This is a genomic window from Actinomyces culturomici (assembly GCF_900499005.1).
In the GTDB taxonomy this organism is placed as follows: Bacteria; Actinomycetota; Actinomycetes; order Actinomycetales; family Actinomycetaceae; genus Pauljensenia; species Pauljensenia culturomici.
Genome location: NZ_LS991316.1, coordinates 674,154 through 695,108 on the forward strand (window position 1 = coordinate 674,154; position 20,955 = coordinate 695,108).

Genomic DNA, 20,955 nt, shown 5'->3' on the forward strand with positions numbered 1-20,955 from the left:
GACATCGGATCCGCGAAATTCCGCGGATCTTCGATTCGCGGTATCGGAAACTGTGTGCGTTTTCGCGGGTGATGGGGTGAAAGTGCTGTTCCGTCGATGCGGGATCTTCGGGCCGCTACCACCCCTGCGATTCGACGACTTCGGGCCGGATCCCACCACCCCTAGTGGAATCCGGCCCGCCCCGACTACTGGGCGCTCAGCGCCTCGGTCGGGGGAGTCCTCGCCGCGCGGATCGCCGGGTAGAGGCCGGCGAGCATGCCGATGAGGACGGTCACTGCGAGGCCCGCGCCCGGCACCCAGACCGGGAGCGCGAAGGGCCACGCGTTCGCCCAGGCGAGGGCGCCCGTCACGCCGATCCCGACGACGCAGCCGAGCAGGCCGCCGAGGAAGGCGAGGAGGAGGGCCTCCGCGATGAACTGGACGAGGATGTGGGACTGCTCGGCGCCCAGCGCTCGTCGCAGGCCGATCTCGCGGCGCCGCTCGAGCACCGAGATGATCATCGTGTTCGCGACGCCGATGCCGCCGACGAGAAGGGCGATCGAGCCGACGCCCGCGAGGAGCGTCGTGAACGCCTTGTCGGCCGCGTTCTTCGCGGCGAGCGCGTCCGAGGGGCGCGACACCTTGACCGACGAGGGCGAAGCGGGGTTGAGCGTCGGCGGGAGGAGGTCGCGGACGGTGTTGACGGCCGCGTCGGCGCTCCGCTCGTACAGGGTCGTCGGCGCTCCGGTCGCGCCGAGGCTCGCCGCGGCGTTCTCCTTGCCGATGAGCGCGGCGGAGTCGAGCTCGGGCGCGAGCGTCGTCGGGTTGAGGATCCCGAGGACCGTGTAGAGCTTCTCGCCGAGCCAGATCTGAGTGCCCGGAGTGGTGACGCCGAGGCGCTCGGCGGCGGTGGCCCCGAGGACCGTCGTCGGGTACTTCCCGGTGGCCGCGTTGAGCCACGCGCCCGTGCGAAGCGTTCCGGCGACGACGTCGAGGAGCTTCTCGTCCGCCGCGAGGGCCGTGATGCCGCCGGTCGCCTGCTTGTCGACGAGGCGCGAGCGGTAGACGTTCGCCTTGAGCTCCTCGGTCGAGGACGCCGCCTCGACGCCCTCGATGAGGCGGGCGCGCCCGACCGCGTCGGCGGGGAACTTCGAGGCGCGACCCGCGAGGTCGGAGCCCGCGGTGACGGTGAGCATGTTCGTGCCGAGCGCGTCGAGCTGGTTGGCGAGCTGGGCCTTCGACGAGAGCGAGATGCCGATGACGGAGATCATCGCGGCGATGCCGATCGCGATGCCGAGGACGGAGAGGAGCGCGCGGGTGGGCCTCGCGCGGATGCCGGTCGAGGCGAGCCTGACGACGTCGGGGGCGAGGAGCTTGGAGCGCTCGGGGAATCGGGTGGAGCTCACGAGGCCGCCCTCTCATCCGCCGAGTCGGAGACGATCCGGCCGTCGCGAATCATCACTCGGCGGGGGAGTCGGGCCGCGAGCTCGTTGTCGTGGGTGATGACGATGATGCTCGTCCCTTCGGCGTGGAGGTCGTGGAGGAGGGAGACGATCGACTCGCCCGACGCGGAGTCGAGGTTGCCGGTCGGCTCGTCGGCGAGGAACAGCGGCGGGTCGGAAACGACCGCTCGCGCGATCGCGACGCGCTGGCGCTCGCCGCCGGACATCTGGTGCGGCCGGTGGTCGAGTCGGTGGGCGAGCCCCACCCTCTCGAGGGCGACGCGGGCGCGCTCGCGCCGCTCCGACCTCGGGACGCCGAGGTAGAGCATCCCGTCGGCGACGTTGTCGAGGGCGGAGGAGCCCTCGGCCAGGTGGAACTGCTGGAAGACGAAGCCGATCCAGTGGGCGCGGAGCGCCGCGAGCTCCCGGTCGGACAGGGTCGACACGTCGACTCCGGCGATCTCGACGGTGTCCTCGCTCAGGCGGTCGAGGGTGCCGATGAGGTTGAGGAGCGTCGACTTGCCCGAGCCCGAGGGGCCGACGATCGCGACGAACTCGCCCTCGTCGACCTGGAGTTCGACGCCGCGGCACGCGGCGACGGGCGGCTCCCCGTAGAAGCGCTTCACTCCCTGGAGGCGGACGATCACACTCATTGCTCGGGCACCGCCACCCGGTCGCCCTCGTGAACGCCGTCGCCGCTCACCTCGACGCGGCCGGCGGCGAAGAGGCCCGGGGTGACGGGCACGCGCTGCGTCGTCCCGTCCTTCTTCACGATCTCGACGCCGAAGGTCTTCGGGTCGAGGGCGAGGAGGGCCCCGACGGGGACGGAGAGGACGTCCTCCTTCTTCTCGGAGGCGAGGCCGAGGGTGATCTGCGCCTCCTGCCACTTCGCGACGGCGTTCGCGTCGTCCGGGGTCACCTGGATCGGGATGACGCGCGTCGTCGACCCCTGGTCGCCCGAGCCCTGCGAGGTCTTGTCGACGGGCGCGCCGACCGACGCGATCGTTCCGGTCGTCGTCGTGCCGTCGGGCAGGTGGAGCGTCGCCTTGCCGCCGACGGCGGCGAGCCCCTGATCCGAGAGGCCGACCTGGGCGTCGACGACCTGGGAGGTCGAGGTCGCCGTGTAGAGGGCCTGACCGGTGGAGACGCGGTTGCCGACGCGCGCGCTCGACGAGCCGACGCGCAGATCGCCGTTCTCGAAGACGAGGCGGCCGAGGGGGAGGACTCCGTTGCGGACGAGGCCGACGGACTTCTGCCAGTTGACGACCGCCCAGTGGGTCGTCCAGTTGAAGTGGGCGTCCGGCTCGGCGTTGAAGAAGCCGAGTTCCTTGAGGGACTGCTCGAGCTGACGGACGTCCTCTCCATCGGTCGACTCGAGCGAGAGCTCGCGCCACGCCGGGACCGATCCGCGCATGAGGTAGGAGGGCTCGTCGCCGACCGTGTTGAGGTGGCCGCCGAGGCCGATCGTCTCGCCGGGCTTCGGCAGGGCCGTCGCGACGCCCTCGAATCCGGAGGCGATCGGATGCGGGTCCGCGTACTTGAGGGTCGCCGTGAAGGAGGTCTCTCCTGACAGTTCGCCCTTGCTCACGACGTCGGTCGCGCCCGTGTAGCTCTTCGGCTCCTCGGCGTGCGCCGAGGGGACGAGTCCCGCTCCGACGCCGATGGCGCCGGCGACGGCGAGGAGGCCCGCGGCGCCCGCCGCGAAGATCCAGCCGCGCTTGCGGCGATTCGGCGAGTGGTGGGGCTCGGCCTCGAAGGAGGCGGTGTCGGCGGAGTCGGCGCCCATGGCGGTCGTGGTCTTCTCAGCGGTCATGGCGGTCCTCACTTCTCCGTCTCGGCGAGGCAGTGGGCGATCGCCTCGTTCGGGACGCCCTCGAAGGCGGCGCCCTGCCCGGCCTTCGGATCGGCGACGTCGTATCCCTTGGCCCGCAGGCACTTCGCGGTCTTCAGACCGCTCTCGGTGAGCTCCTCGGCGCTCGGCTCGTTGCCCACGGTCGGCCCGGGGCCGAGCTTCTTCATGCAGTCGTCGAGGACGGACTTGAGCGCTTCGGGATCGGCGTCCTCGGGGAGCTGCTGGTCCTTGCCGGGGCCGGGTCGGGCACGTTGAAGCCGGCGCCGCGCAGGCATCGGGTGATCGAGAGGGCGTAGTCGTCCACCTGCTTGTCCAGCGAGTCCGTCGACGAGCTCGACGATCCGGACGCCGACTGGGTCTCCGATCCGGACGCCTTCGACGGGGACGTCTGCGAGCAGGCGCCGAGCGATGCGGCGAGGACGAGGGCGGCGAGGGCGCTGAGCCCGCGAGTGGAAGCCTTCAAGGGGGAACTCCTGGTTCGAGGAACGGGCGCTGGGCCCGACTGACGAATCCAGTGACGCGAACTCCCTGTTGCGAGGGCGTTGGCCTTTTCCTTTACGCGTCCGCAACGCCCCGCCTCGGTAGAGTGGCGGGACCGGGCCCATGGGGTCCGGCCGCGCGCGCCGACCGGGCGCGCGGCGCTGAGGACGATCGGGAAGGAGCGGCGCGTGCGCGTGCTCGTCGTCGACGACGAAACGATTCTTGCCGACGCGATCGCCAGGGGTTTGCGCCGCGAATCCATGGCCGTCGACGTCGCCTACGACGGCGAGGAGGCTCTCGACAGGATCTCCATGACCGACTACGACGTCGTCGTCCTCGACCGCGACCTCCCTGGCGTCCACGGCGACGACGTGTGCGTCGAGCTCGCCGAGCACGCTCCCGATACGCGCGTCCTCATGCTGACGGCCGCGACGAGCCTCGACGACAAGGTGCGCGGGCTCGAGCTCGGCGCCGACGACTACCTCGTCAAGCCCTTCGAATTCCCCGAGCTCGTCGCGCGCCTGCGGGCCCTCGGCGGCGCTCGACTCCCGCCGCGCCGCCCGTCCTCGAGGCCGCCGGCATCCGCCTCGACCCGTTCCGGCACGAGGTGACGCGCGACGGCCGATTCATCCGCCTCTCCCCGAAGGAGTTCGCCGTCCTTCACGTCCTCATGACCGCGGGCGGGGGAGTGATCAGCGCGGAGGACCTCCTCGAGCGCGCCTGGGATGAGAACGCCGATCCGCTGACGAACTCGATCCGCGTGACGATCTCCCACCTGCGCAAGCGGCTCGGCGAGCCCCGCGTCATCGAGACGATCCAGGGCCGCGGTTACAGGATCGCCGTATGAGCGCGCCGGCCGCGCCCTCGTCGATCGGCCCCGAGGAGGGGCGGACGGGTCGCGGGACGACCGCGGACGACGGCGGCGAAATCGACGCCCCCGCCGCTGCCGTTCCCGCGCCGAGGCGGCGCCTGCCGCTTCGCGCGACGCTCGCCCTCAGCTACGCGGCGCTCACCGCGGTCGTCGGGGTCGCGCTCATCACGATCGTGTATCTCGTGACGCGATTCGTGCCGCTCCACCTCAACCTCACGATCCCCTCGGAACAGGCGGCCGGCTCCTCCGATACGCAGGTGGACTTCAACGTCGAGATCGCCGAGGACTTCGCGAACGCGCTTTTCCCCATTTCCGCCGGGGTTCTCGTAGTGCTCGTCCTCATCGCCGCAGCGCTCGGCTGGTTCGTCGCCGCGCGGGTGCTCCGTCCGGTGTCGACGGTCGCGAGCGCCGCGAGGCGCGTCTCCGCCGGCAACCTCGACGAGCCGGTCGCACTCGGAGGGCCGAACGACGAGATCCGCGAACTCGCCGACTCCTTCGACCGGATGCAGGACTCCGTCCGCGCGTCGATCGACGCGCACCGCCGTTTCGCCGCGAACGCCTCGCACGAGCTGAGGACCCCGCTCGCGACGATCCAGACCCTCATCGACGTGTCGCTCGCGGACCCCGGGATGACGACCGACGACTTCCGCGAGGTCCTCGGCCAGATCCGCACCGCGAACGTCGGATCCATCGAGACGACGACCGCGCTCCTCGACCTCGCCGACGCGGAGACCGGGAATATCCGCCACGAGGAGGTCGACCTCGTCGACGCCCTGTCCGAGGCGCTCGCGCCGCTGCGCCCCCTCGCCGAGGAGAAGAGCCTGAGGATCGCCGTCGAGGAGACGCCCGCCCGCCTCCTCGGCAATCCCGTCCTCATCCGCCAGGCGATCTCCAACCTCCTGCGCAACGCGATCGTCCACAACGCGCACGGCGGCGCGATTCGCGTCGCGATCACCCGGGGGACGGCCCGAGCGTCGTCGTCGTCAACGACGGGGAGATCGTCGCGCCCGAGCGCCTCGCCCTACTCGTCGAGCCCTTCGTCCGCGCGCGCGGCCGGTCCCTGACGCGCGGGCGCGGCCACGGCCTCGGCCTCGCGATCACGCGCGCGATCATGGAGGCGCACGGCGGCTCCCTCTCGCTCGAGGCTCGGCCCGTCGGCGGCATCGTCGCGCGCCTGCGCTTCCCGCCCCTCGCGTAGCGGCTCGCGCTCGGCGGCCGGTCTCGCGCTCGCTGGGCGGCTGATCGACGAGGTCGGGGCGGTGCGCAGAATGCGCGGTGACCTGTGGCACCATGTGAGCAATTCGTCTTTTCGGAGTTTGCCTCATGTCAAAACCGCGTGGGACGGTGGAGGAATGAACGAGGAGACCACCGAGGATTCCGTCGCGGAGATCGCGCGTCCGATCACCACGCTCTCGACGCTCATGGCGCTCGTCGCCGTGCTCGCGATCTCGCCGTCGATGCGCTCGGGCGCGACCTCGCTCGGGCCGGTCCTCGACGGGGTCGAATCCGCCTTCGGGGTCGGCGCCATCGCGTCCGGCGTCCTCTCGGCCCTCCCGTGCCTCGTCTTCGCCGGCGTCGGCGCGCTCGCGGTCCCGGCGTCGCGCCGCTTCGGACTCACCCCGGTCATCACCGTCGGCATGCTCGTCTCGACGATCGGCCTCGCGGCGCGCCCCTTCGTCTCGAACTTCGCGGCGTTCCTCCTCCTCACGATCGCCGCGCTCGCGGGCCCCGCCCTCGGGAACGTCATCGTCCCCGCGTGGATCAAGCTTCACAAGGCCGGCCGCGCCGTCCTCCTCCTCACGGTCTACGGATCCCTTCTCCCCATCGGCGGGGCGCTCGGCTCCGCCCTCGGCGCTCCGATCGCCGGGCCGGACGGGTCGGGATGGCGGACCGCCCTCGCCGTATGGGCGCCGGTCGCCCTCCTCGCCGTCATCGCCTGGGGCGTCGCTCAGCGCATCGTCCGCCGTGACGCGCCTCCGGCCGCGAGGACCGACGGCGCCGCCACGGGCTCTCTCTTCCGGTCGCGCACCGCGGTCGCCCTCATGACGATGTTCGGACTCCAGTCCCTCAACGCCTACGTCCAGTTCGGGCAGCTCCCCGTCATCCTCGACTCGCTGGGGGTCGACCGGACGAGCGCCGGCGCGATGGTCGCGGTGATCAACGTGTGGGCGATCGTCGGCGGACTCGTCATGCCGAAGGTCGTCGACGTCTCGAAGCACCTGCGCCTCATCGCGCTCGCCTTCGGGATCATCACCGCGACGGGCTACGTGGGCCTCCTCCTCGCCCCGGGCGCGGCGTGGCTGTGGATCTGTCTGCTCGGCTTCGGAGGCTTCGCCTTCCCGCTCGGCGTCACGCTGATTCCCGCGCGCTCGCGCACCGCGGGCACGACCGCCCGCCTCTCCGGCATGGTCCAGCCGGGCGCGTACCTCGTCGCAGCGGTGGGGCCGATCGTCGTCGGCATCGTCCTCCAGGCGACCGGGTCCGTGCCGCTGGTCCTCGGATTCCTCATCGCGGTCTCCCTCACGATGGGCGTCATCGGCTACCGCGCGGCCGCCCCGATCTTCGTCGACGACGAGCTCGCCTCCGCCTGAACCCCCTCCTCCGACTCCGCCCGATCCCGCGCGCCGAGTGGGACGATGAGAGGGCGGGCGGGAGCGCCCGCTCGTAGCGTGAGGGGAGTGCCATGGACGGCGTCGCAGGCGGTGACATCGGCGCGCTCGCCGAACTCGTGAAGGACGGGCGCGTCCTCGTCGTCGCGGGCGCGGGGATGTCGACCGACTCGGGCCTGCCCGACTACCGGGGGACCGGGTCGACGCCCAAACCCCCGATCGACCTCGACATGTTCGTCTCCGACCCCGCGTGGTACCGCTGGCTCTGGTACCGCAACGAGGCCACCTACCGCATGCTCGACGGCCTCGAGCCGACTCCCGGGCATCTCGCCCTCGCCGCGCTCGAGCGGGCCGGGCTGCTCCTCGGCGTGGCGACCCAGAACGTCGACCGACTCGACGCGCGCGCCGGAGTGCAGCGCCTCTGGGCGCTCCACGGCCGCTACGACACCGTCGTCTGCCTCCAGTGCGGGCGCGAGACGAGTCGCGCCGAACTCTCGACGCGCCTGCGCGCGCTCAACCCCTGGGTCGAGGACGTCGACGACCTCGCTCGTGTTGAGATCACCCCGGAGGCGGACCGCGCCGCCGCTCAGGCCTGCCGCTTCGAGCCCGCCCACTGCGAGATCTGCGGCGGCCCGCTCAAGCCCGGCATCGTCATGTTCGGCGAAGGACTGCCCGAGAACGCCTTCGGTCCGGCCCTCGAGGCGGCGTCGCGCGCCCGCGTCGTCCTCGTGGCGGGCACGTCCCTCATCGTTTCGACCGGCATGTGGGTCGTCCAGGAGGCCCTGCGGGCCGGCGCGGCGCTCGCCGTCGTCAACCGCGGGCGCACGCAGGTCGACCGGTACGCCGATGTCCGGATCGAGGCGGGCACGTCGGAGACCCTGTCCGCCCTCGCCGGCGCGCTCGCGGAGGAGTAGCGCCGCGGGTCGGAGTCCTGGTGCAGGAGCTGGTGCCAAGTCGGCGCGGCGCGCGCAGGGGACGGGCGCCGCGCGGCCGTGTCCTGAGAAGGCAGCGGGGGAGAGACGGAAGAAGCGGACCCAGTCGCCGGGTCAGATCCGGTGTACCACCCCGCCCTCGTCGATGAGCGGACGGCACGGCGTCGACCAGTGCCGGACGACAGCGCCGAAGACCTCCCCGACGAGCGCGGGGAGCGTGTAGAGCGCGACGTAGAATGCGATGCCCGGCCAGTCCGACGGGCTCGTGAGGTCGAAGGCCGACGGAACCGCTGCGAGGAAGGCCGCCGTCGCGACGAGGCCGACGAGGACGCAGCGATAGATCCGGAAGCCCCAGCGATACGCGCCGATGAGACCCGACAGGTAGGAGCCGAAGGGGAACCAGAGGAGGATCCCGGACAGTCCCTTCTCATCGTCGATGAGCCGGGGCAGGCCCTCGACGTGGGAGAGGGCGTACTGATAGCCGAAGAGAAGGAAGAACAGTGCGCCGAGCCAGAGGAGTTCGCCGCGCTTCATCGCGGCCCCCACCAGATGAGAAGGTATTGGACCATGAGGAACCCGAAGAGGAGGGCGGGGACGCCGAGCCCGAAGAGGGTGAGGAGCAGGACGGACTTTCGCGTGAAGGGGCGGACGGCGTGCGGGTCCTCGGGTGCGGGGCGAGGAGCGTCGCCACTGCGGGCGTTGTCGCGCTCGTCGCCGGCGTCGCGCTCCTCTCCGGGCGGCGGGTCGCCGGGGAGCTCCGTCGGCGGATCGGCGGGGATCTTGGAACCCTCCGGAGTGGCCCCGGTTTCCGCCGAGCGATTCGTATCCTCCATGACTTCAGCGTAGTGACCGGCTTCGGCGCCCGAGCGGTTTCCGGTGACGAGCCCCACACTCGAAGTCGTTGCCGCGCCCGTGCGCCGCGCCGTAGAGTCATTCCCAACGCCGGTCCCCGGATCGGCGACGCAGGGTTGTTACTCGCGAAGAGGCAAGACCTGGGAACACGCACGTGCGTGATCCCGGGTCTTTTTTGTTGCCCTTTGCGCGGATCGCCCCGCGGCCAACCGGAACGAGCGGCTCACGGACGAGCCGGGAAGAGAGGATGGACGGGGATGTCCACCGACAAGCAGATCGCCGAAGCGGTCCTCAAGGGGATCGGCGGTCCGGCCAACATCACGAGCCTCACGCACTGCGCGACGAGGCTCCGCTTCGAACTCGTCGACGCCTCCAAGGTCGACGCCGCCGCGCTCGACGCGACCGAGGGCGTCCTCGGCACCGTCCCGCAGTCCGGCGACCGCTACCAGGTCGTCATCGGCGGCGCCGTCGCCGGCGTCTACGCCGCCATGCAGTCCCTGCCCGGAATGGGCGCCGGAGCCGTCATGACCGACGCCGAGGTCAAGGCCGCCGCCCGCTCGAAGGCGCGCGGCAAGGTCGCCTGGCTCGACTCCTTCTTCGAGTACCTCTCCGACTCGTTCCGCCCGATCCTCGGCGTCCTCCTCGGCGCCTCGCTCATCATCGCGTTCGCCGCCGTCCTCGACGCCCTCGGCGTCGTCGACTTCCGCGCCGCCGACAAGCCCGCCTCCTGGGTGTTCGTCGACGCTCTGTGGCGCGCGGTCTTCTACTTCCTCCCGATCATGGTCGCCTACAACGCGGCGAAGAAGCTCGACGTCGACCCGTGGCTCGGCGCGACCGTCATGGGCGCCCTCCTCACCCCGGAGTTCCTCTCCCTGTCGAACAAGGACCGGTTCCCCGACCTCACGTGCACGACGAACCAGCTCCTCGAGACGCAGAACTGCACGGCCCACATCTTCGGCCTGCCGCTCCAGCTCAACGACTACGGCGGCAACGTCTTCGTCCCGCTCATCATGGTCGCCGTCCTCGCCCTCCTCTACCGCGGGCTCAAGAAGGCGATCCCGACGAACCTCCAGATGGTCTTCGTCCCCTTCATCTCGATGGCCGTCATGATCCCCGTCACCGCGTTCCTCATCGGCCCGATGGGCGTCTGGCTCGGCAACGGCCTCGGCGTCGGCCTCGCCTGGATGAACACGCACGCCCCCTTCGTCTTCGCGCTCATCATCCCGATGGTCTACCCGTTCCTCGTGCCGCTCGGTCTGCACTGGCCGCTCAACGCGCTCATGCTCGTCAACATCCAGACCCTCGGCTACGACTTCATCCAGGGCCCCATGGGCGCGTGGAACTTCGCCTGCTTCGGCGCGACCGCCGGCGTCCTCTTCCTCTCGATGCGCGAAAAGGACGTCCAGATGCGCCAGACCGCCACCGGCGCCCTCGCCGCGGGCCTCCTCGGCGGCATCTCCGAGCCCTCCCTCTACGGCATCCACCTCCGCTTCAAGCGGATCTACCCGCTCATGCTCGTCGGCTGCTTCGCCGGCGGCCTCACCATCGCGATCCTCGGCCTGCCGACCGGCGGCGTCACCACCGGCGCCTTCGCCTTCACCTCGCTCCTCACGATCCCGGTCTTCACGCCGATGTGGGTGTACGCGATCGCCGTCGCCGTCGCGTTCGTCACCGCCTTCGCCCTCGTCGCGATCTTCGACTACCGCACCGCCGAGCAGAAGGCCGAACTCGCCGCCGTCTCAGGGGCCGCCGCCGCGACCTCGTCCGCCGCCGGCGCTTCCTCCTCGATCGACGAGGCCGGGGCGCAGGCGCCGGAGCAGGAGAGCGGCGAGCCGACGACCGCGATCGGCGCCCCCGTGCCCGGACGCGTCCTCCCGCTCGACGAGTCGGGCGACAAGGTCTTCGCCTCCGGCGCGCTCGGCAAGGGCGTCGCCATCGTCCCGACCTCCGGCACGATCGTCGCGCCCGTCGCCGGCACCCTCGCCACCGTCGCGAAGACCGGTCACGCCTTCGGCATCAAGACCGACGACGGCGTCGAGGTCCTCGTCCACGTCGGCATCGACACGGTGTCCATGGACGGCGACGGGTTCGACGTCCGGGTCGCGAAGAAGCAGCGGGTCGCCGCCGGAGACGTCCTCGTCGAGGTCGACCTCGCCAAGGTCGAACAGGCCGGATACCCGACGACTACCCTGATGACGGTGACGAACACGAAGGCCCTCGCGGCGGTCACGCCCCTCACCGGGGCCGAGGTCGCGGCCGGCGACCCCGTCATCGACGTCCAGCGCTGAGGCCGCGGCGCGGGCGACGTCGCTGCCCGCGCCGTTCGCCTCGATCGAGCCCGGAGCCGGGCGCCCTCGTCGATCGACGACGCACCACAACGGAACGGGCCGCGCCCGGGAAGGAGGAATGACATGGAACTGCTCCGCGTGTTCAACAACAACGTCGTGCTCGCCAAGCGCGACGACGGGGTCGACGTCATCCTCACCGGGCGCGGCCTCGGATTCCAGGCGAAGCCCGGGTCCCGGGTCGACGAGTCGAAGATCGTCAAGGTCTTCGTGCCCGCCGACGGGCGCGACCCCGACCACATGGGCCAGCTCCTCGCCGAGATCCCGCCCGAGCACGTCCAGATGATCCTCGACGCGATGGCCTCGGCCGGCATCGAGGGGATCGGATCGCCCGCGCTCGTCGTCGCCCTCGCCGACCACCTCGGCTTCGCCCTCGCGCGAGCGCGCGTCGGACAGGTCCTCGAATACCCGCTGACCTCGGAGGTCGTCGGACTCTATCCCGACGAGTACGCGAAGGCGCGGGCCCTCGTCCGCGCGATCAACGCCTCCGCCGACGTGCCCCTCCCGGACGTCGAGGCCACCGCCTTCACACTCCACCTCGTCAACGCGGGCTTCGCGACCGGCGACCTCTCGTGGACCTACACGATGACCGGCGTCATCCAGCAGATCCTCGACGTCGCGGCGAACGGACTCGGGATCGAGCTCGACCCGACCTCGATCACCGTCGGACGCTTCATCACGCACCTGCGATACCTCTTCGTGAGGATCCGCAAGGACGAGCAGCTCGCGCACCACATGCTCGCCGTCGTCCGCTCGATCGTCGAGTCCTACCCGGCCGAGAACGACTGCGCCCGCACGATCGCGCGGCTCGTCGAGCTCCGGCTCGGCACCGCGCTCAATGAGGACGAGATCGCCTACCTCACGTTGCATCTGGCTCGACTGGCCCAGCCGACCCCCGCGAAGTAGGCGCGTCTCCTCCGGTCTTCCCCTCCCGCTTCTTCTCCCCGCCCCTCCGCCGAGAGCATTACCTTGCTCCGTCGAAAGCATTACTTCTTCGCGTCGAGGGGATCTCTTCCGCGTGCGCCGGTCAATAGTCTCCCGCTCGCTCGGCGCGCCGGTGCGCCCTCGTCAATGAATCATCGATCGATGATTCTCATTCACCTCTAGAAATCAGAATGGTCCGCTCGAAGAATGAGGGCGGACATTGAATTGAATGCCGATCGTCGGTATTCGAAGGAAAGGAAATCGCATGATCACTCGCACCGTCGCCATCGCCTCCCGCGTCGGGCTGCACGCGCGTCCGGCCGCCATTCTCGCCGAGGCCGTCGATGATTCCGGCGTCGACGTCACCATCTCCTTCGGAGACGACGAGGCCGACGCCGCGTCGCTCCTCGAGATCATGACACTCGGCGTCAAGCACGGGGACGAGGTCGTCCTTTCGACTGAGGACGACGGAGCCGGCGAGCTGCTCGACTCGCTGGTCGCGCTCCTCTCGCGCGACCTCGACGAGGAATGAACGGCTTCTCGGGCGTCTGAGAGGGCGGGCGGGATCCTCGAGGTCTCGCCCGCCCTCCGTTGCGTCTTGTTCCTCCTCCCCGGGAGGTCATGCGCCTACTTCGTCTTCGTCGAGAGCATCACGTTGGTGCGTCGAGGGGATGAGGGCGGCTGTGGTTGTGTGGGCGTGCGGGTGGGTGACGAGGCCGGGGCCCCGGGTGGGTTCGGCGGGAAGACCTGTCCGGGCGGCGGGGCGTGTTCAGTCGGCGACGAGGTCGATGCGGGCCCGGCGCACATCGAACGGCGCCGACGACTCGCTCGTCGTCACCACCCCGTCAACGGTCGCGGTCTCCCCCGTGAAGGGACTAGTCACCGTCCCCGCCCACCTGGTCGTCAACACGACCACCACGCCCTCCTGCTCGGCCGTATACGTGTGAGCCAAGCGCGTGACCGGATACGGGGCCGACGGGTCCGACGTGACCAGCGGCGCGGTGCCGTCCCCGAAATCGTAGGAGAAGCCCGTCGCCTCCAAAGACACGACCACGCGCGTGCCGAACAGGCTCGTCTCCAAGGTTTGGGCGGGGGTGGCGGCGTGGACGAGGCTCGGGATCCCCACGAGCGCGTTCCCGGCGGGTTGGACGGTGAGTCCGGACCCGCCGGCGGTGACGGTAGCGACCGCGTACTCGATGATTTCCGCCGGTGTGGGAACGGGCATGGCGGCCCCGGGTTCTGGAGCACCCGGGGAGGGGTTCGCCATCAACTCCGGGCCATTGGGGCCCGGCAGCCAGAAGTAGGTCTCGCACTCGGGAACCAACGGATCCCCCACAGCCCACGACACCTCCAAACACCGCAGCAAGCCCACCTTCGGCGGAGGAGAAGGCATGTTGCCAATCACGGGAGTGATCAGTCCTGATGTCGAGTCCGCTGTCGAGAACTGTTGACCCCAGAGTGAAACGACGCTGTCATGGGCGGATCCGCCCATCGTTGGCGCCTCGGCCAATGCAGTGCGAGGACTTCCGATGAGCAATATTGATGCGAGTGCGAGTCCCACTGCGAACGAATGAAGCCTAGGAGCCACTGGTTTCCGCCGATCCTCCGGATGCGAACCACTGACCTTCTCTCCAGTGAATAAACAATGAGAGTATTTCGTTGGACTCCGGATATTGCATCAATCGGGATGATTCATATCCTGTGGACTCGGATGCATGAACCTTGAGAGTGACCGCGAATGTGTCGGGGAATTGAGCGGAGATGTCTTCAGCTTTGAGCACATCTTGGACTTCGTACTCTAAGCCAGAAATCCAGCCACGATTTCTGTACGTATTGTCGATTCGTGAAATAGTCGACGTGCAGAATTCGTACGAAGAATCTGAGATAGTTGCAATGGCGTTCGTATCTCCGGTGAGCCACGAATACTCAAGGACCGACACGAAGTGTCGTGCGGCGAGTTCGGCTCCTTCCGGGGTGAACTGGAGAGCCGCCGGATTCAACTTCGGCACCGTCGCATTCGTCTCGGGCTGTTGGAGAGTCCCGTCCTCGTTCATCACGTACCCGCCCGACATCCGCACCCGCGCCGACTGAGAGGAGCCGGTCGACGGCAAGGACTGGCCGGAGGCCAACGAAGCATCGGTCGAGCACGCGGCAACGCCGAAGACGGCAGCGGTACAGACCATGAGAAGCGTGGCGCGTCGTCGCGCGGGCCGGTGCGTCATGCCTCACACCGTACGAGACGAACCGGCGAACGCGCCAGGACCCCGGCATCACCTGTGGACACAACACCCACGCACACCGCGACAACACACCCACCCACAGCAACACGCCGAAACGGCGCACCCACATCCCCTCGACGCGCGAAGGTGATGGGCGGTTTCAGGTGGTGAGTGCAACGCCTTGAGTGTGTGGGGTGGTTGCTGTGGGTTTTCGTTGTTCTGAGGCGGTTCGCCGCCAGGTGTTGGATCTGCTGATTGAGGGTGTGCCGGTTAGGCAGGTGCATTTGCGGGTGGGTGTCGCGGTGTGCACGATCCGCAAGTGGGCCAAAGATTGGGGCATGACGTTTCGTGTGGGTTCGCGAGGCGGGTGGGTGGGCAGTGCGCCCGCCGACCCTGTGGAGGGGCTGGTCAGCGGGGTCGGGCATGGGGCCCGGTTGACGATCGGGGGCCGCCAGCTCATCGAGTACTTGCACGGTCAGGGGATGAGCATGCGGGGGATCGCCCGCGAGCTTGGGGTGGCGGCCTCGACGGTGAAGCGGGAGTTGGATCGTGGGGGCGGCCAGTATCGGGCGGTACGCGCTCATGAGGAGGCTGCCGGGAGGCGGGCTCGTCCCAAGCCGTTCAAGCTGGAGGATCCTCGGCTGCGCGCCTTCGTGGTCGCCAAGCTTAACGAGCACTGGTCGCCTGAGCAGATCTCGCGGGCCTGGGCGTGTGGGGACAATAGGGGGGTGACGATCAGCCCGGAGACGATCTATCAGGCCCTGTATGTGCATGGGCGCGGCGCGTTGCGTCAAGAGCTCAAGGTGGAAAAGGCGTTGCGGTCGGGGCGCACGCGTCGCCTGGCGCGTTCGCCGCTGGCTCTGGCGCGCTCGAAGGGGAAGTCGTGGGTGGAGGGCGCCAGGATCGTGGACCGGCCCCAAGAGGTGGAAGGACGCCAGGTTCCGGGCCATTGGGAGGGGGATCTGATCGTGGGGGCGAACAACAAGAGCGCCGCGATCACCCTGGTGGAACGCACCACGGGCTACCTGCTCGTCCGGCCCCTGCCAGCGTGCCACGACACGGCAAGTGTGATCGACGTGCTCGCCGACATGATCAGCCCTTTCCCGCTCACGCTTCGCGAGACGATCACGTGGGACCAGGGAGGGGAGATGGCGAACGCGAAAGACCTGACCAGCCGGACCAAAACGAAGGTGTATTTCGCCGACCCGCATTCGCCCTGGCAGCGCGGGTCCAACGAGAACACCAACGGCCTGTTGCGCGACTACTTCCCTAAAGGCACCGACCTGAACGACTATCCCCCAGAAGCATTCGCCGAGGCCGAACGCCAACTCAACACCCGACCCCGCAAACGCCACGGCTGGAAAACACCCGCCGAACTCATGCAAAAATTACTCGACGACAACGCCGTTGCACTCACCGCCTGAAACCGCCATGCTCTCGGCGCACCAACGTGATGCTCTCGACGGGGAGAGGGTAATGCCGTCGGCGGGGGTTCGGTAATGCTCTCGGCAAGAGAGAAGGGGGCTCGGGCGAGGAATCGCCCGAGCCCCCTAGAGCTACCGATCAGCTCGACGCTACCGGTCAGGTCGACGCTACCGGTCAGATCGACGCTACCGACCCGGTTGACGCGACCGGTCAGATCGACGCTACCGACCCGGTTGACGCGACCGGTCAGGCATCGGCGGCCTGGGCCGCCTGCTGGCGGCGCGCCACGTCCGAGCGCTCACGGATGATGCGGACGAGCGCCGCGGAGGCGTCCGGGTGCTCGGCGATCCACTTCTCGGAGGCGGCGACGAGGTCGACGCCCTCGGCGTACCCGGCGATGTCCGACGGGAACATGAGGGTGACCATGTCCTCGGCGGTGTGGAAGGTGTTCTCCTTCCACACGCGCTCGAGCGAGTCGAAGTACTCGCCGACGAAGGGGACGTACATCTCGGGGGTCGTGCGCGCCTGCGCCCAGAAGCCCGAGACCATCGCCCAGCGGGTGTCGTTGGGGATCGACTGGTCGTTCTGGACGGCGTCGAACACGGAGCGCTTGACCTCGTCGGACGGGACGGCTGCGCGGGCGGCGGCCGCGTTCTGGCGGCCGGTCATCGTGCCGTCCTCGGCCTCGAGGGCCGCGATCTCCGCCTCGCCGGCGAGCCCGCCGCGAACGATCGCGGTGAGGAGCGCCCAGCGGCAGTCGAAGTCGAGGTCGAGGCCCTGGAGCGTGTCCTCGCCGGTGTAGAGGCGGCGGATCGCCTCGAACTGGTCGGCGGAGGTGGCGGCGGAGGCCGCGGCGCGCACGAGCATCGTCTGCGCGTCGGAACCGGCGGCGGCGACGCGCGCGAGGAGGAGCAGCGTCCGCCCAGTCTCCTCGAGGGCGGCGGGACGGGCCGAGGGCGCGACGAACGTGCGGGACGCCTCGGTGATGTGACGGAGCGCGAGCTGAAGCATCGTCATGTTCGACTCGCCGGCGATCGACGCGAGCGCGAGATCGAGGTAGGCGCGCGCCGGCATCTCGCCGTCGCGGGTCATGTCCCACGCGGACGCCATGACGACGCCGCGGGTGAGCGAATCGGTGATCGCGCCGATGTTCTTCGTCGCGAACGCGAGCGACTCGGCGTCCATGCGGACCTTCGCGTACGCGAGGTCGCCGTCGTTGACGAGGACGAGGTCGGAGCGCTTGAGACCGGAGGCGGACGGGACGACGGTCCGCTCGCCGTCGACGTCGAGTTCCTCGCGGAAGTCGGCGACGAGCTCGCCGGACTCGGACTTCGAGTATCCGGCGACGGCCATGCGGTGCGGGCGCAGCGAGGAGCCCTGCGAGAACGCCTCCTGGAGGACGGCGAGCTCGCGCACGGTCCCGTCCTCGTTCATCGAGATCTCGGGGCGCAGGAGGGTGACCCCGGCCTCCTCGAGCCAGACCTTCGACCAGGCGTCGAGGTCGCGGCCGGACGCCTTCTCGAGCTCGCCGAGCAGGTCGGCGAGGGTGGCGTTCGCGTAGGAGTGGGCGGTGAGGTACTCGTGGAGGCCCGTGAAGAAGGCGTCGCGCCCGACGTAGGAGACGAGCTGGCGGAGGACCGAGGCGCCCTTCGCGTAGGTGATGCCGTCGAAGTTCACCTCGACGTCGGCGAGGTCGCGGATCTCGGCAGTGATCGGGTGGGTCGTCGGGAGCTGGTCCTGCTTGAGGCCCCAGTCCTTGCGGAGCATGAAGCCGGTCCACGCGTCGGTGTACTCGGTGCCCTCGGCGAGGGCGAGGTGGCTCATGAACTCGGCGAAGGATTCGTTGAGCCAGAGGTCGTTCCACCACTTCATCGTCACGAGGTCGCCGAACCACATGTGGGCGAGCTCGTGGAGGATCGTGTTCGCGCGCGTCTCGAGCTGGGCCGAGGTCGGGCGGGTGCGGAAGACGTAGGCGTCGCGGAAGGTCACGCAGCCCGCGTTCTCCATGGCGCCCGCGTTGTACTCGGGGACGAAGATCTGGTCGTACTTCGTGAAGGGGTAGGCGATGCCGTACTGCTTCTCGAAGAAGGCGAAGCCCTTGCGGGTGACGTCGACGATCCGGTCGGCGTCGAGATGCTCGAGGAGCGAGGAGCGGCACCACACGCCGAGGTCGATCGTCCGGCCGTCGGCCGAGACGAGCGAGTCCGTCACGCCCTCGTAGGGGCCGGCGACGATCGCGGTGATGTAGGTGGACATGCGCTCGGTTTCGGCGAAGCGGTAGATCCACGAGGAGCCCACGACCTCGGGCTCGGGCATCGGGGCGTTGGAGAAGACCTTCCAGCCGGCGGGGGCGGTCACCGTGAGGGTGAAGGTCGCCTTGAGGTCGGGCTGCTCGAAGGTCGTGTAGACGCGGCGGGCATCGGGGACCTCGAACTGCGAGTAGCAGTAGTCCTTCGAGTCGGCCGGGTCGGTGAAACGGTGGAGGCCCTCGCCCGTGTGCATGTACTGGCAGTCGGCGTCGACCTCGAGGACGTTGTGCTCGCGCAGATTCGCGAGGGCGATGCGGTGGTCCTGATGGACCCCGGAGCCGAGCTCCTCGTCGTTGAGGCGGATCGAGCGGACGTTCGTCGAGACGAGGTCGGCGAAGGTCGAGGATCTTTCGGTCGCGTCGAACTCGATGCGCGTGCGCGAGCCGAAGTCGGTGGAGCCCGTCGTGAGGTCGAGGGCGATGTCGTAGTGGTGCACCGCGAGGATCTCCGCGCGCGCGGAGGCCTCTTCGCGGGTGAGGTTGAGGCCCGGCATGGGTCCCCTTTCACTGTGATGATCGTGAGAATCGCGGGTAAGCGTCTTGCGCATTTTCGCACTCGCCGGGCCCCTTCGCATGCGAGAAGGGGCCCGGAAGCGCCGCGATGACGGTGAAAGGGGACACGTCCGAGGAGCGGCGTCTCACCAGATGCGGACGCGTTCGCCCTTCGGGAGGAACATGGCGTCGCCCTCGTGCACCCCGTAGGCGGCGTGGAAGGCGTCGATGTTCCGGAGGATCTGGTTGCAGCGGAACTCGGCGGGGGAGTGCGGGTCGACGGCGAGCATCTGGCGCGCGAACTCGGTGCGCGAGGCGGTCCGCCAGGCCCTCGCCCACGAGGAGAAGAAGCGCTGCGGGCCGGTGAGCCCGTCGATCTCGGGCGCCGTCTCGGGGGTGAGGCCGTTCTCCGCGAGGGCGTTCGCCCATGCGGCCCACGCGATCGAGAGGCCGCCGAGGTCGCCGATGTTCTCGCCGACCGTGAGGGCGCCGTTGACGTGCGGGGCGTCCTCGCCCTCGAGGTCCTTCGGGGTGAGGGCGTCGTACTGGGCGATGAGGCGGTTCGTCAGCGCTTCGAAGCGCTCGCGGTCGGCGTCCTCCCACCAGTTCTCGAGGTTCCCGTCGGCGTCGAACCTCGAGCCCTGGTCGTCGAAGCCGTGGCCGATCTCGTGGCCGATGACGGCGCCGATCGCTCCGAAGTTCACGGCGTCGTCGGCCTCGGGGTCGAAGAAGGGCGGCTGGAGGATCGCCGCGGGGAAGACGATCTCGTTGAGCGGCGGGTTGTAGTAGGCGTTGACGGTCTGCGGCGTCATCAGCCACTCGTCGCGGTCGACGGGCTCGGGGAGCTTCGCGAACTCGCGTCGGGCCTCGAAGGCGCGGGCGGCGCTCACGAGGTCGACGAGGGAGGCCCCCTCGGGCAGCTCGAGCCCGGACATGTCGCGCCACTTCGGCGGGTAGCCGATCTTCGGTCGGAAGGTCGCGAGCTTGTCGAGCGCCCGCTTCTTCGTCTCCTCGCCCATCCACTCCGACGCGCGGATCGCCTCGCCGTAGGCGCGCAGGAGTCCGGCGACGAGGGCGTCCATCCGCTCCTTCGAGGCGGGCGGGAAGTGCCGGGCGACCCACACGCGGCCGAGTGACTCGCCGGCGACCGATTCGATGAGGCCGAGCGCGCGCTTCCAGCGCGGCCGCAGCTCCTGGGTGCCCGAGAGGGTGCGGCCGAAGAAGTCGAAGTTCTCGTCGACGAAGGGCGTCGAGAGGAGTCCCGCGTTCGCGTCGACGAGGGAGGTCTTGAGCCAGAGGACCAGGTTCTCGATCGGGGTCGCACCCCAGAGGGCCGCGGCCTCGTGGATGAAGTCGGGCTGGTCGACGTTGACGACCGCGTCGTCGGCGAGGTCGAGGCCCACGCCCTCGGCCCAGCCGCGCCAGTCGAATCCGGGGTTGGAGGCCACGAAGTCCGCCCACGGGACCTGATTGTCGGAGAGCAGGGGGTTGCGGTTCGACACGGAGTCGCGGTGGTGGGCTGCGAAGCCGGTCTCCAGGGCCATGAGCGACGAGGCCGCGGCGGCGGAGTCGGACGAGAGGGAGGAGAGGGCGACGAGTCGGGAGAGGTGGGCGACGTAGGCCTGTCGGATGGGCGCGTACTGGTCCTCGCGGTAGTAGGACTCGTCGGGCAGGCCGATGCCGGACTGGACGACGGTGAGGATCCGACGGTTCGAGTCGTGGGGGTGCGTGCCGACGTAGACGCCGAAGAAGGAGCCGACTCCTGCGGCCATGAACTCCCCGCTCAACCGGTCGAGGGCCCCGCGGCCGGCGGCCGCGGCCTCGTCGATGCGCGCGAGGGCGGCGGAAAGGGGAGTGATCCCGGCGGACTCGACCGCCTCCTCGTCCATGAAGCCGGTCCACAGGCGCGCGAGGAGGTCGGCGTCGACGTCGTCGAGGCGGCCGGCGGCGGCGTCCTCGGCGATCGCGCGGCCGCGCTCCTCGGAGAGGTCGCGCAGCGCGTGGAAGGCGCCGTCGATCGGGCGGTCGGCGGGGATCTCGTGGGTGGCGATCCACGTGCCGTTGACGTGGCGGTAGAAGTCGTCCTGGGGGCGCACGGCCTCGTCGACGGTCGCGGGATCGAGGACGCGGGCGCGGATCTGTTCGGTCATGCGCTCCACCCTAGGGCAGGCGCACCGTCGCACCCTCGCGATGGAATTCCGTGACGTGAGTCGTGCGGAATTCAC

At 69.5% G+C, this 20,955-nt stretch carries 19 protein-coding genes and 1 pseudogene; 10 read left to right on the top strand and 10 right to left on the bottom strand.

The genetic code is table 11. The features are described 5' to 3' along the window. Nucleotides 1–185: 185 nt before the first annotated feature. The 4 genes from DY157_RS02930 to DY157_RS02945 are packed head-to-tail and all read right to left on the bottom strand — an operon-like array spanning nucleotide 186 to nucleotide 3,548. Complete coding sequence (locus DY157_RS02930) at nucleotides 186–1,385, bottom strand: ABC transporter permease (RefSeq protein ID WP_115727148.1); 1,200 nt, start codon at nucleotides 1,383–1,385, stop codon at nucleotides 186–188. Further along, nucleotides 1,382–2,074: an ABC transporter ATP-binding protein gene (locus tag DY157_RS02935; protein WP_115727149.1), complete on the bottom strand. Its 693-nt coding sequence runs from the start codon at nucleotides 2,072–2,074 to the stop codon at nucleotides 1,382–1,384. The genes DY157_RS02930 and DY157_RS02935 overlap by 4 nt, the downstream gene beginning before the upstream one ends. Beyond that, on the bottom strand, nucleotides 2,071–3,234 hold the full coding sequence (locus DY157_RS02940) for a peptidoglycan-binding protein (protein ID WP_115727902.1): 1,164 nt from the start codon (nucleotides 3,232–3,234) through the stop codon (nucleotides 2,071–2,073). Before DY157_RS02940 ends, DY157_RS02935 begins: the two co-directional genes overlap by 4 nt. A gap of 8 nt (nucleotides 3,235–3,242) precedes the next feature. Next, nucleotides 3,243–3,548 (bottom strand): hypothetical protein, encoded by a 306-nt coding sequence (locus DY157_RS02945; protein ID WP_115727150.1) that lies wholly within the window; start codon nucleotides 3,546–3,548, stop codon nucleotides 3,243–3,245. Nucleotides 3,549–3,581: 33 nt separating this feature from the next. Between DY157_RS02945 and DY157_RS02950 the strand changes: the two genes are divergently transcribed. The 6 genes and pseudogenes from DY157_RS02950 to DY157_RS02975 all read left to right on the top strand — a co-directional run bounded on the left by DY157_RS02950 (nucleotide 3,582) and on the right by DY157_RS02975 (nucleotide 8,147). Then, nucleotides 3,582–3,779 (top strand): hypothetical protein, encoded by a 198-nt coding sequence (locus DY157_RS02950; protein ID WP_115727151.1) that lies wholly within the window; start codon nucleotides 3,582–3,584, stop codon nucleotides 3,777–3,779. 162 nt (nucleotides 3,780–3,941) lie between these two features. Further along, nucleotides 3,942–4,600, top strand: a pseudogene (locus DY157_RS02955) (response regulator transcription factor). After that, entirely contained in the window at nucleotides 4,597–5,688 is a 1,092-nt protein-coding gene (locus tag DY157_RS02960) for a sensor histidine kinase (RefSeq protein WP_115727152.1), read from the top strand. Before DY157_RS02955 ends, DY157_RS02960 begins: the two are co-directional and overlap by 4 nt. Then, nucleotides 5,622–5,822 carry an ATP-binding protein gene (locus DY157_RS11960; RefSeq protein WP_235827106.1) on the top strand — a complete coding sequence of 67 codons (201 nt, stop codon included), beginning with the start codon at nucleotides 5,622–5,624 and terminating at the stop codon, nucleotides 5,820–5,822. Before DY157_RS02960 ends, DY157_RS11960 begins: the two co-directional genes overlap by 67 nt. Nucleotides 5,823–5,976: 154 nt before the next feature. Next, on the top strand, nucleotides 5,977–7,215 hold the full coding sequence (locus DY157_RS02970) for an MFS transporter (protein WP_115727154.1): 1,239 nt from the start codon (nucleotides 5,977–5,979) through the stop codon (nucleotides 7,213–7,215). A 92-nt stretch (nucleotides 7,216–7,307) separates the two neighbouring features. After that, nucleotides 7,308–8,147 (top strand): SIR2 family NAD-dependent protein deacylase, encoded by an 840-nt coding sequence (locus tag DY157_RS02975; RefSeq protein ID WP_115727155.1) that lies wholly within the window; start codon nucleotides 7,308–7,310, stop codon nucleotides 8,145–8,147. 132 nt (nucleotides 8,148–8,279) lie between these two features. On the opposite strand, the gene DY157_RS02980 is transcribed toward DY157_RS02975, so the two are convergent. Together DY157_RS02980 and DY157_RS02985 are read right to left on the bottom strand one after the other, a co-directional pair. Then, on the bottom strand, nucleotides 8,280–8,699 hold the full coding sequence (locus DY157_RS02980) for a hypothetical protein (RefSeq protein WP_115727156.1): 420 nt from the start codon (nucleotides 8,697–8,699) through the stop codon (nucleotides 8,280–8,282). Beyond that, the gene (locus tag DY157_RS02985; protein WP_160159421.1) at nucleotides 8,696–8,998 is read right to left on the bottom strand and encodes a hypothetical protein; all 303 of its coding nucleotides are present in this window, start codon (nucleotides 8,996–8,998) and stop codon (nucleotides 8,696–8,698) included. Before DY157_RS02985 ends, DY157_RS02980 begins: the two co-directional genes overlap by 4 nt. A 276-nt stretch (nucleotides 8,999–9,274) precedes the next feature. On the opposite strand from DY157_RS02985, the gene DY157_RS02990 reads away from it, so the two are divergent. The 3 genes from DY157_RS02990 to DY157_RS03000 all read left to right on the top strand — a co-directional run bounded on the left by DY157_RS02990 (nucleotide 9,275) and on the right by DY157_RS03000 (nucleotide 12,818). Beyond that, nucleotides 9,275–11,305, top strand: coding sequence for a glucose PTS transporter subunit IIA (locus DY157_RS02990; protein WP_115727158.1), 2,031 nt, complete (start codon nucleotides 9,275–9,277; stop codon nucleotides 11,303–11,305). A gap of 123 nt (nucleotides 11,306–11,428) precedes the next feature. Further along, entirely contained in the window at nucleotides 11,429–12,268 is an 840-nt protein-coding gene (locus tag DY157_RS02995) for a PRD domain-containing protein (protein WP_115727159.1), read from the top strand. A gap of 283 nt (nucleotides 12,269–12,551) precedes the next feature. Continuing rightward, nucleotides 12,552–12,818: an HPr family phosphocarrier protein gene (locus DY157_RS03000; RefSeq protein WP_115727160.1), complete on the top strand. Its 267-nt coding sequence runs from the start codon at nucleotides 12,552–12,554 to the stop codon at nucleotides 12,816–12,818. Nucleotides 12,819–13,055: 237 nt separating this feature from the next. On the opposite strand, the gene DY157_RS03005 is transcribed toward DY157_RS03000, so the two are convergent. Together DY157_RS03005 and DY157_RS11295 are read right to left on the bottom strand one after the other, a co-directional pair. Next, on the bottom strand, nucleotides 13,056–13,778 hold the full coding sequence (locus tag DY157_RS03005; protein ID WP_160159422.1) for a hypothetical protein: 723 nt from the start codon (nucleotides 13,776–13,778) through the stop codon (nucleotides 13,056–13,058). A gap of 85 nt (nucleotides 13,779–13,863) precedes the next feature. After that, nucleotides 13,864–14,508 (bottom strand): DUF6318 family protein, encoded by a 645-nt coding sequence (locus DY157_RS11295; protein WP_160159423.1) that lies wholly within the window; start codon nucleotides 14,506–14,508, stop codon nucleotides 13,864–13,866. A gap of 239 nt (nucleotides 14,509–14,747) precedes the next feature. Between DY157_RS11295 and DY157_RS03010 the strand changes: the two genes are divergently transcribed. Then, a complete protein-coding gene (locus DY157_RS03010) occupies nucleotides 14,748–15,929 on the top strand; it encodes an IS30 family transposase (protein WP_160159413.1) in 1,182 nt (393 codons plus the stop codon). Between the two features lie 247 nt (nucleotides 15,930–16,176). On the opposite strand, the gene pepN is transcribed toward DY157_RS03010, so the two are convergent. Further along, a complete protein-coding gene (gene pepN, locus DY157_RS03015; RefSeq protein ID WP_115727162.1) occupies nucleotides 16,177–18,732 on the bottom strand; it encodes an aminopeptidase N in 2,556 nt (851 codons plus the stop codon). A 144-nt stretch (nucleotides 18,733–18,876) separates the two neighbouring features. After that, nucleotides 18,877–20,880, bottom strand: a complete 2,004-nt coding sequence (locus tag DY157_RS03020) for a M13 family metallopeptidase (protein ID WP_115727163.1) — start codon at nucleotides 20,878–20,880, stop codon at nucleotides 18,877–18,879. Nucleotides 20,881–20,955 lie beyond the last annotated feature (75 nt).

Excerpts from the sequence above, each read along its gene's own strand:
- DY157_RS02935 (WP_115727149.1), bottom strand. The coding sequence starts at position 2,074 with ATGAGTGTGATCGTCCGCCTCCAGGGAGTGAAGCGCTTCTACGGGGAG.
- DY157_RS02940 (WP_115727902.1), bottom strand. The coding sequence starts at position 3,234 with ATGACCGCTGAGAAGACCACGACCGCCATGGGCGCCGACTCCGCCGAC.
- DY157_RS02945 (WP_115727150.1), bottom strand. The coding sequence starts at position 3,548 with ATGCCTGCGCGGCGCCGGCTTCAACGTGCCCGACCCGGCCCCGGCAAG.
- DY157_RS02960 (WP_115727152.1), top strand. The coding sequence starts at position 4,597 with ATGAGCGCGCCGGCCGCGCCCTCGTCGATCGGCCCCGAGGAGGGGCGG.
- DY157_RS02970 (WP_115727154.1), top strand. The coding sequence starts at position 5,977 with ATGAACGAGGAGACCACCGAGGATTCCGTCGCGGAGATCGCGCGTCCG.
- DY157_RS02975 (WP_115727155.1), top strand. The coding sequence starts at position 7,308 with ATGGACGGCGTCGCAGGCGGTGACATCGGCGCGCTCGCCGAACTCGTG.
- DY157_RS02980 (WP_115727156.1), bottom strand. The coding sequence starts at position 8,699 with ATGAAGCGCGGCGAACTCCTCTGGCTCGGCGCACTGTTCTTCCTTCTC.
- DY157_RS02985 (WP_160159421.1), bottom strand. The coding sequence starts at position 8,998 with ATGGAGGATACGAATCGCTCGGCGGAAACCGGGGCCACTCCGGAGGGT.
- DY157_RS02990 (WP_115727158.1), top strand. The coding sequence starts at position 9,275 with ATGTCCACCGACAAGCAGATCGCCGAAGCGGTCCTCAAGGGGATCGGC.
- DY157_RS02995 (WP_115727159.1), top strand. The coding sequence starts at position 11,429 with ATGGAACTGCTCCGCGTGTTCAACAACAACGTCGTGCTCGCCAAGCGC.
- DY157_RS03000 (WP_115727160.1), top strand. The coding sequence starts at position 12,552 with ATGATCACTCGCACCGTCGCCATCGCCTCCCGCGTCGGGCTGCACGCG.
- DY157_RS03005 (WP_160159422.1), bottom strand. The coding sequence starts at position 13,778 with ATGGGCGGATCCGCCCATGACAGCGTCGTTTCACTCTGGGGTCAACAG.
- DY157_RS11295 (WP_160159423.1), bottom strand. The coding sequence starts at position 14,508 with ATGACGCACCGGCCCGCGCGACGACGCGCCACGCTTCTCATGGTCTGT.
- pepN (WP_115727162.1), bottom strand. The coding sequence starts at position 18,732 with ATGCCGGGCCTCAACCTCACCCGCGAAGAGGCCTCCGCGCGCGCGGAG.
- DY157_RS03020 (WP_115727163.1), bottom strand. The coding sequence starts at position 20,880 with ATGACCGAACAGATCCGCGCCCGCGTCCTCGATCCCGCGACCGTCGAC.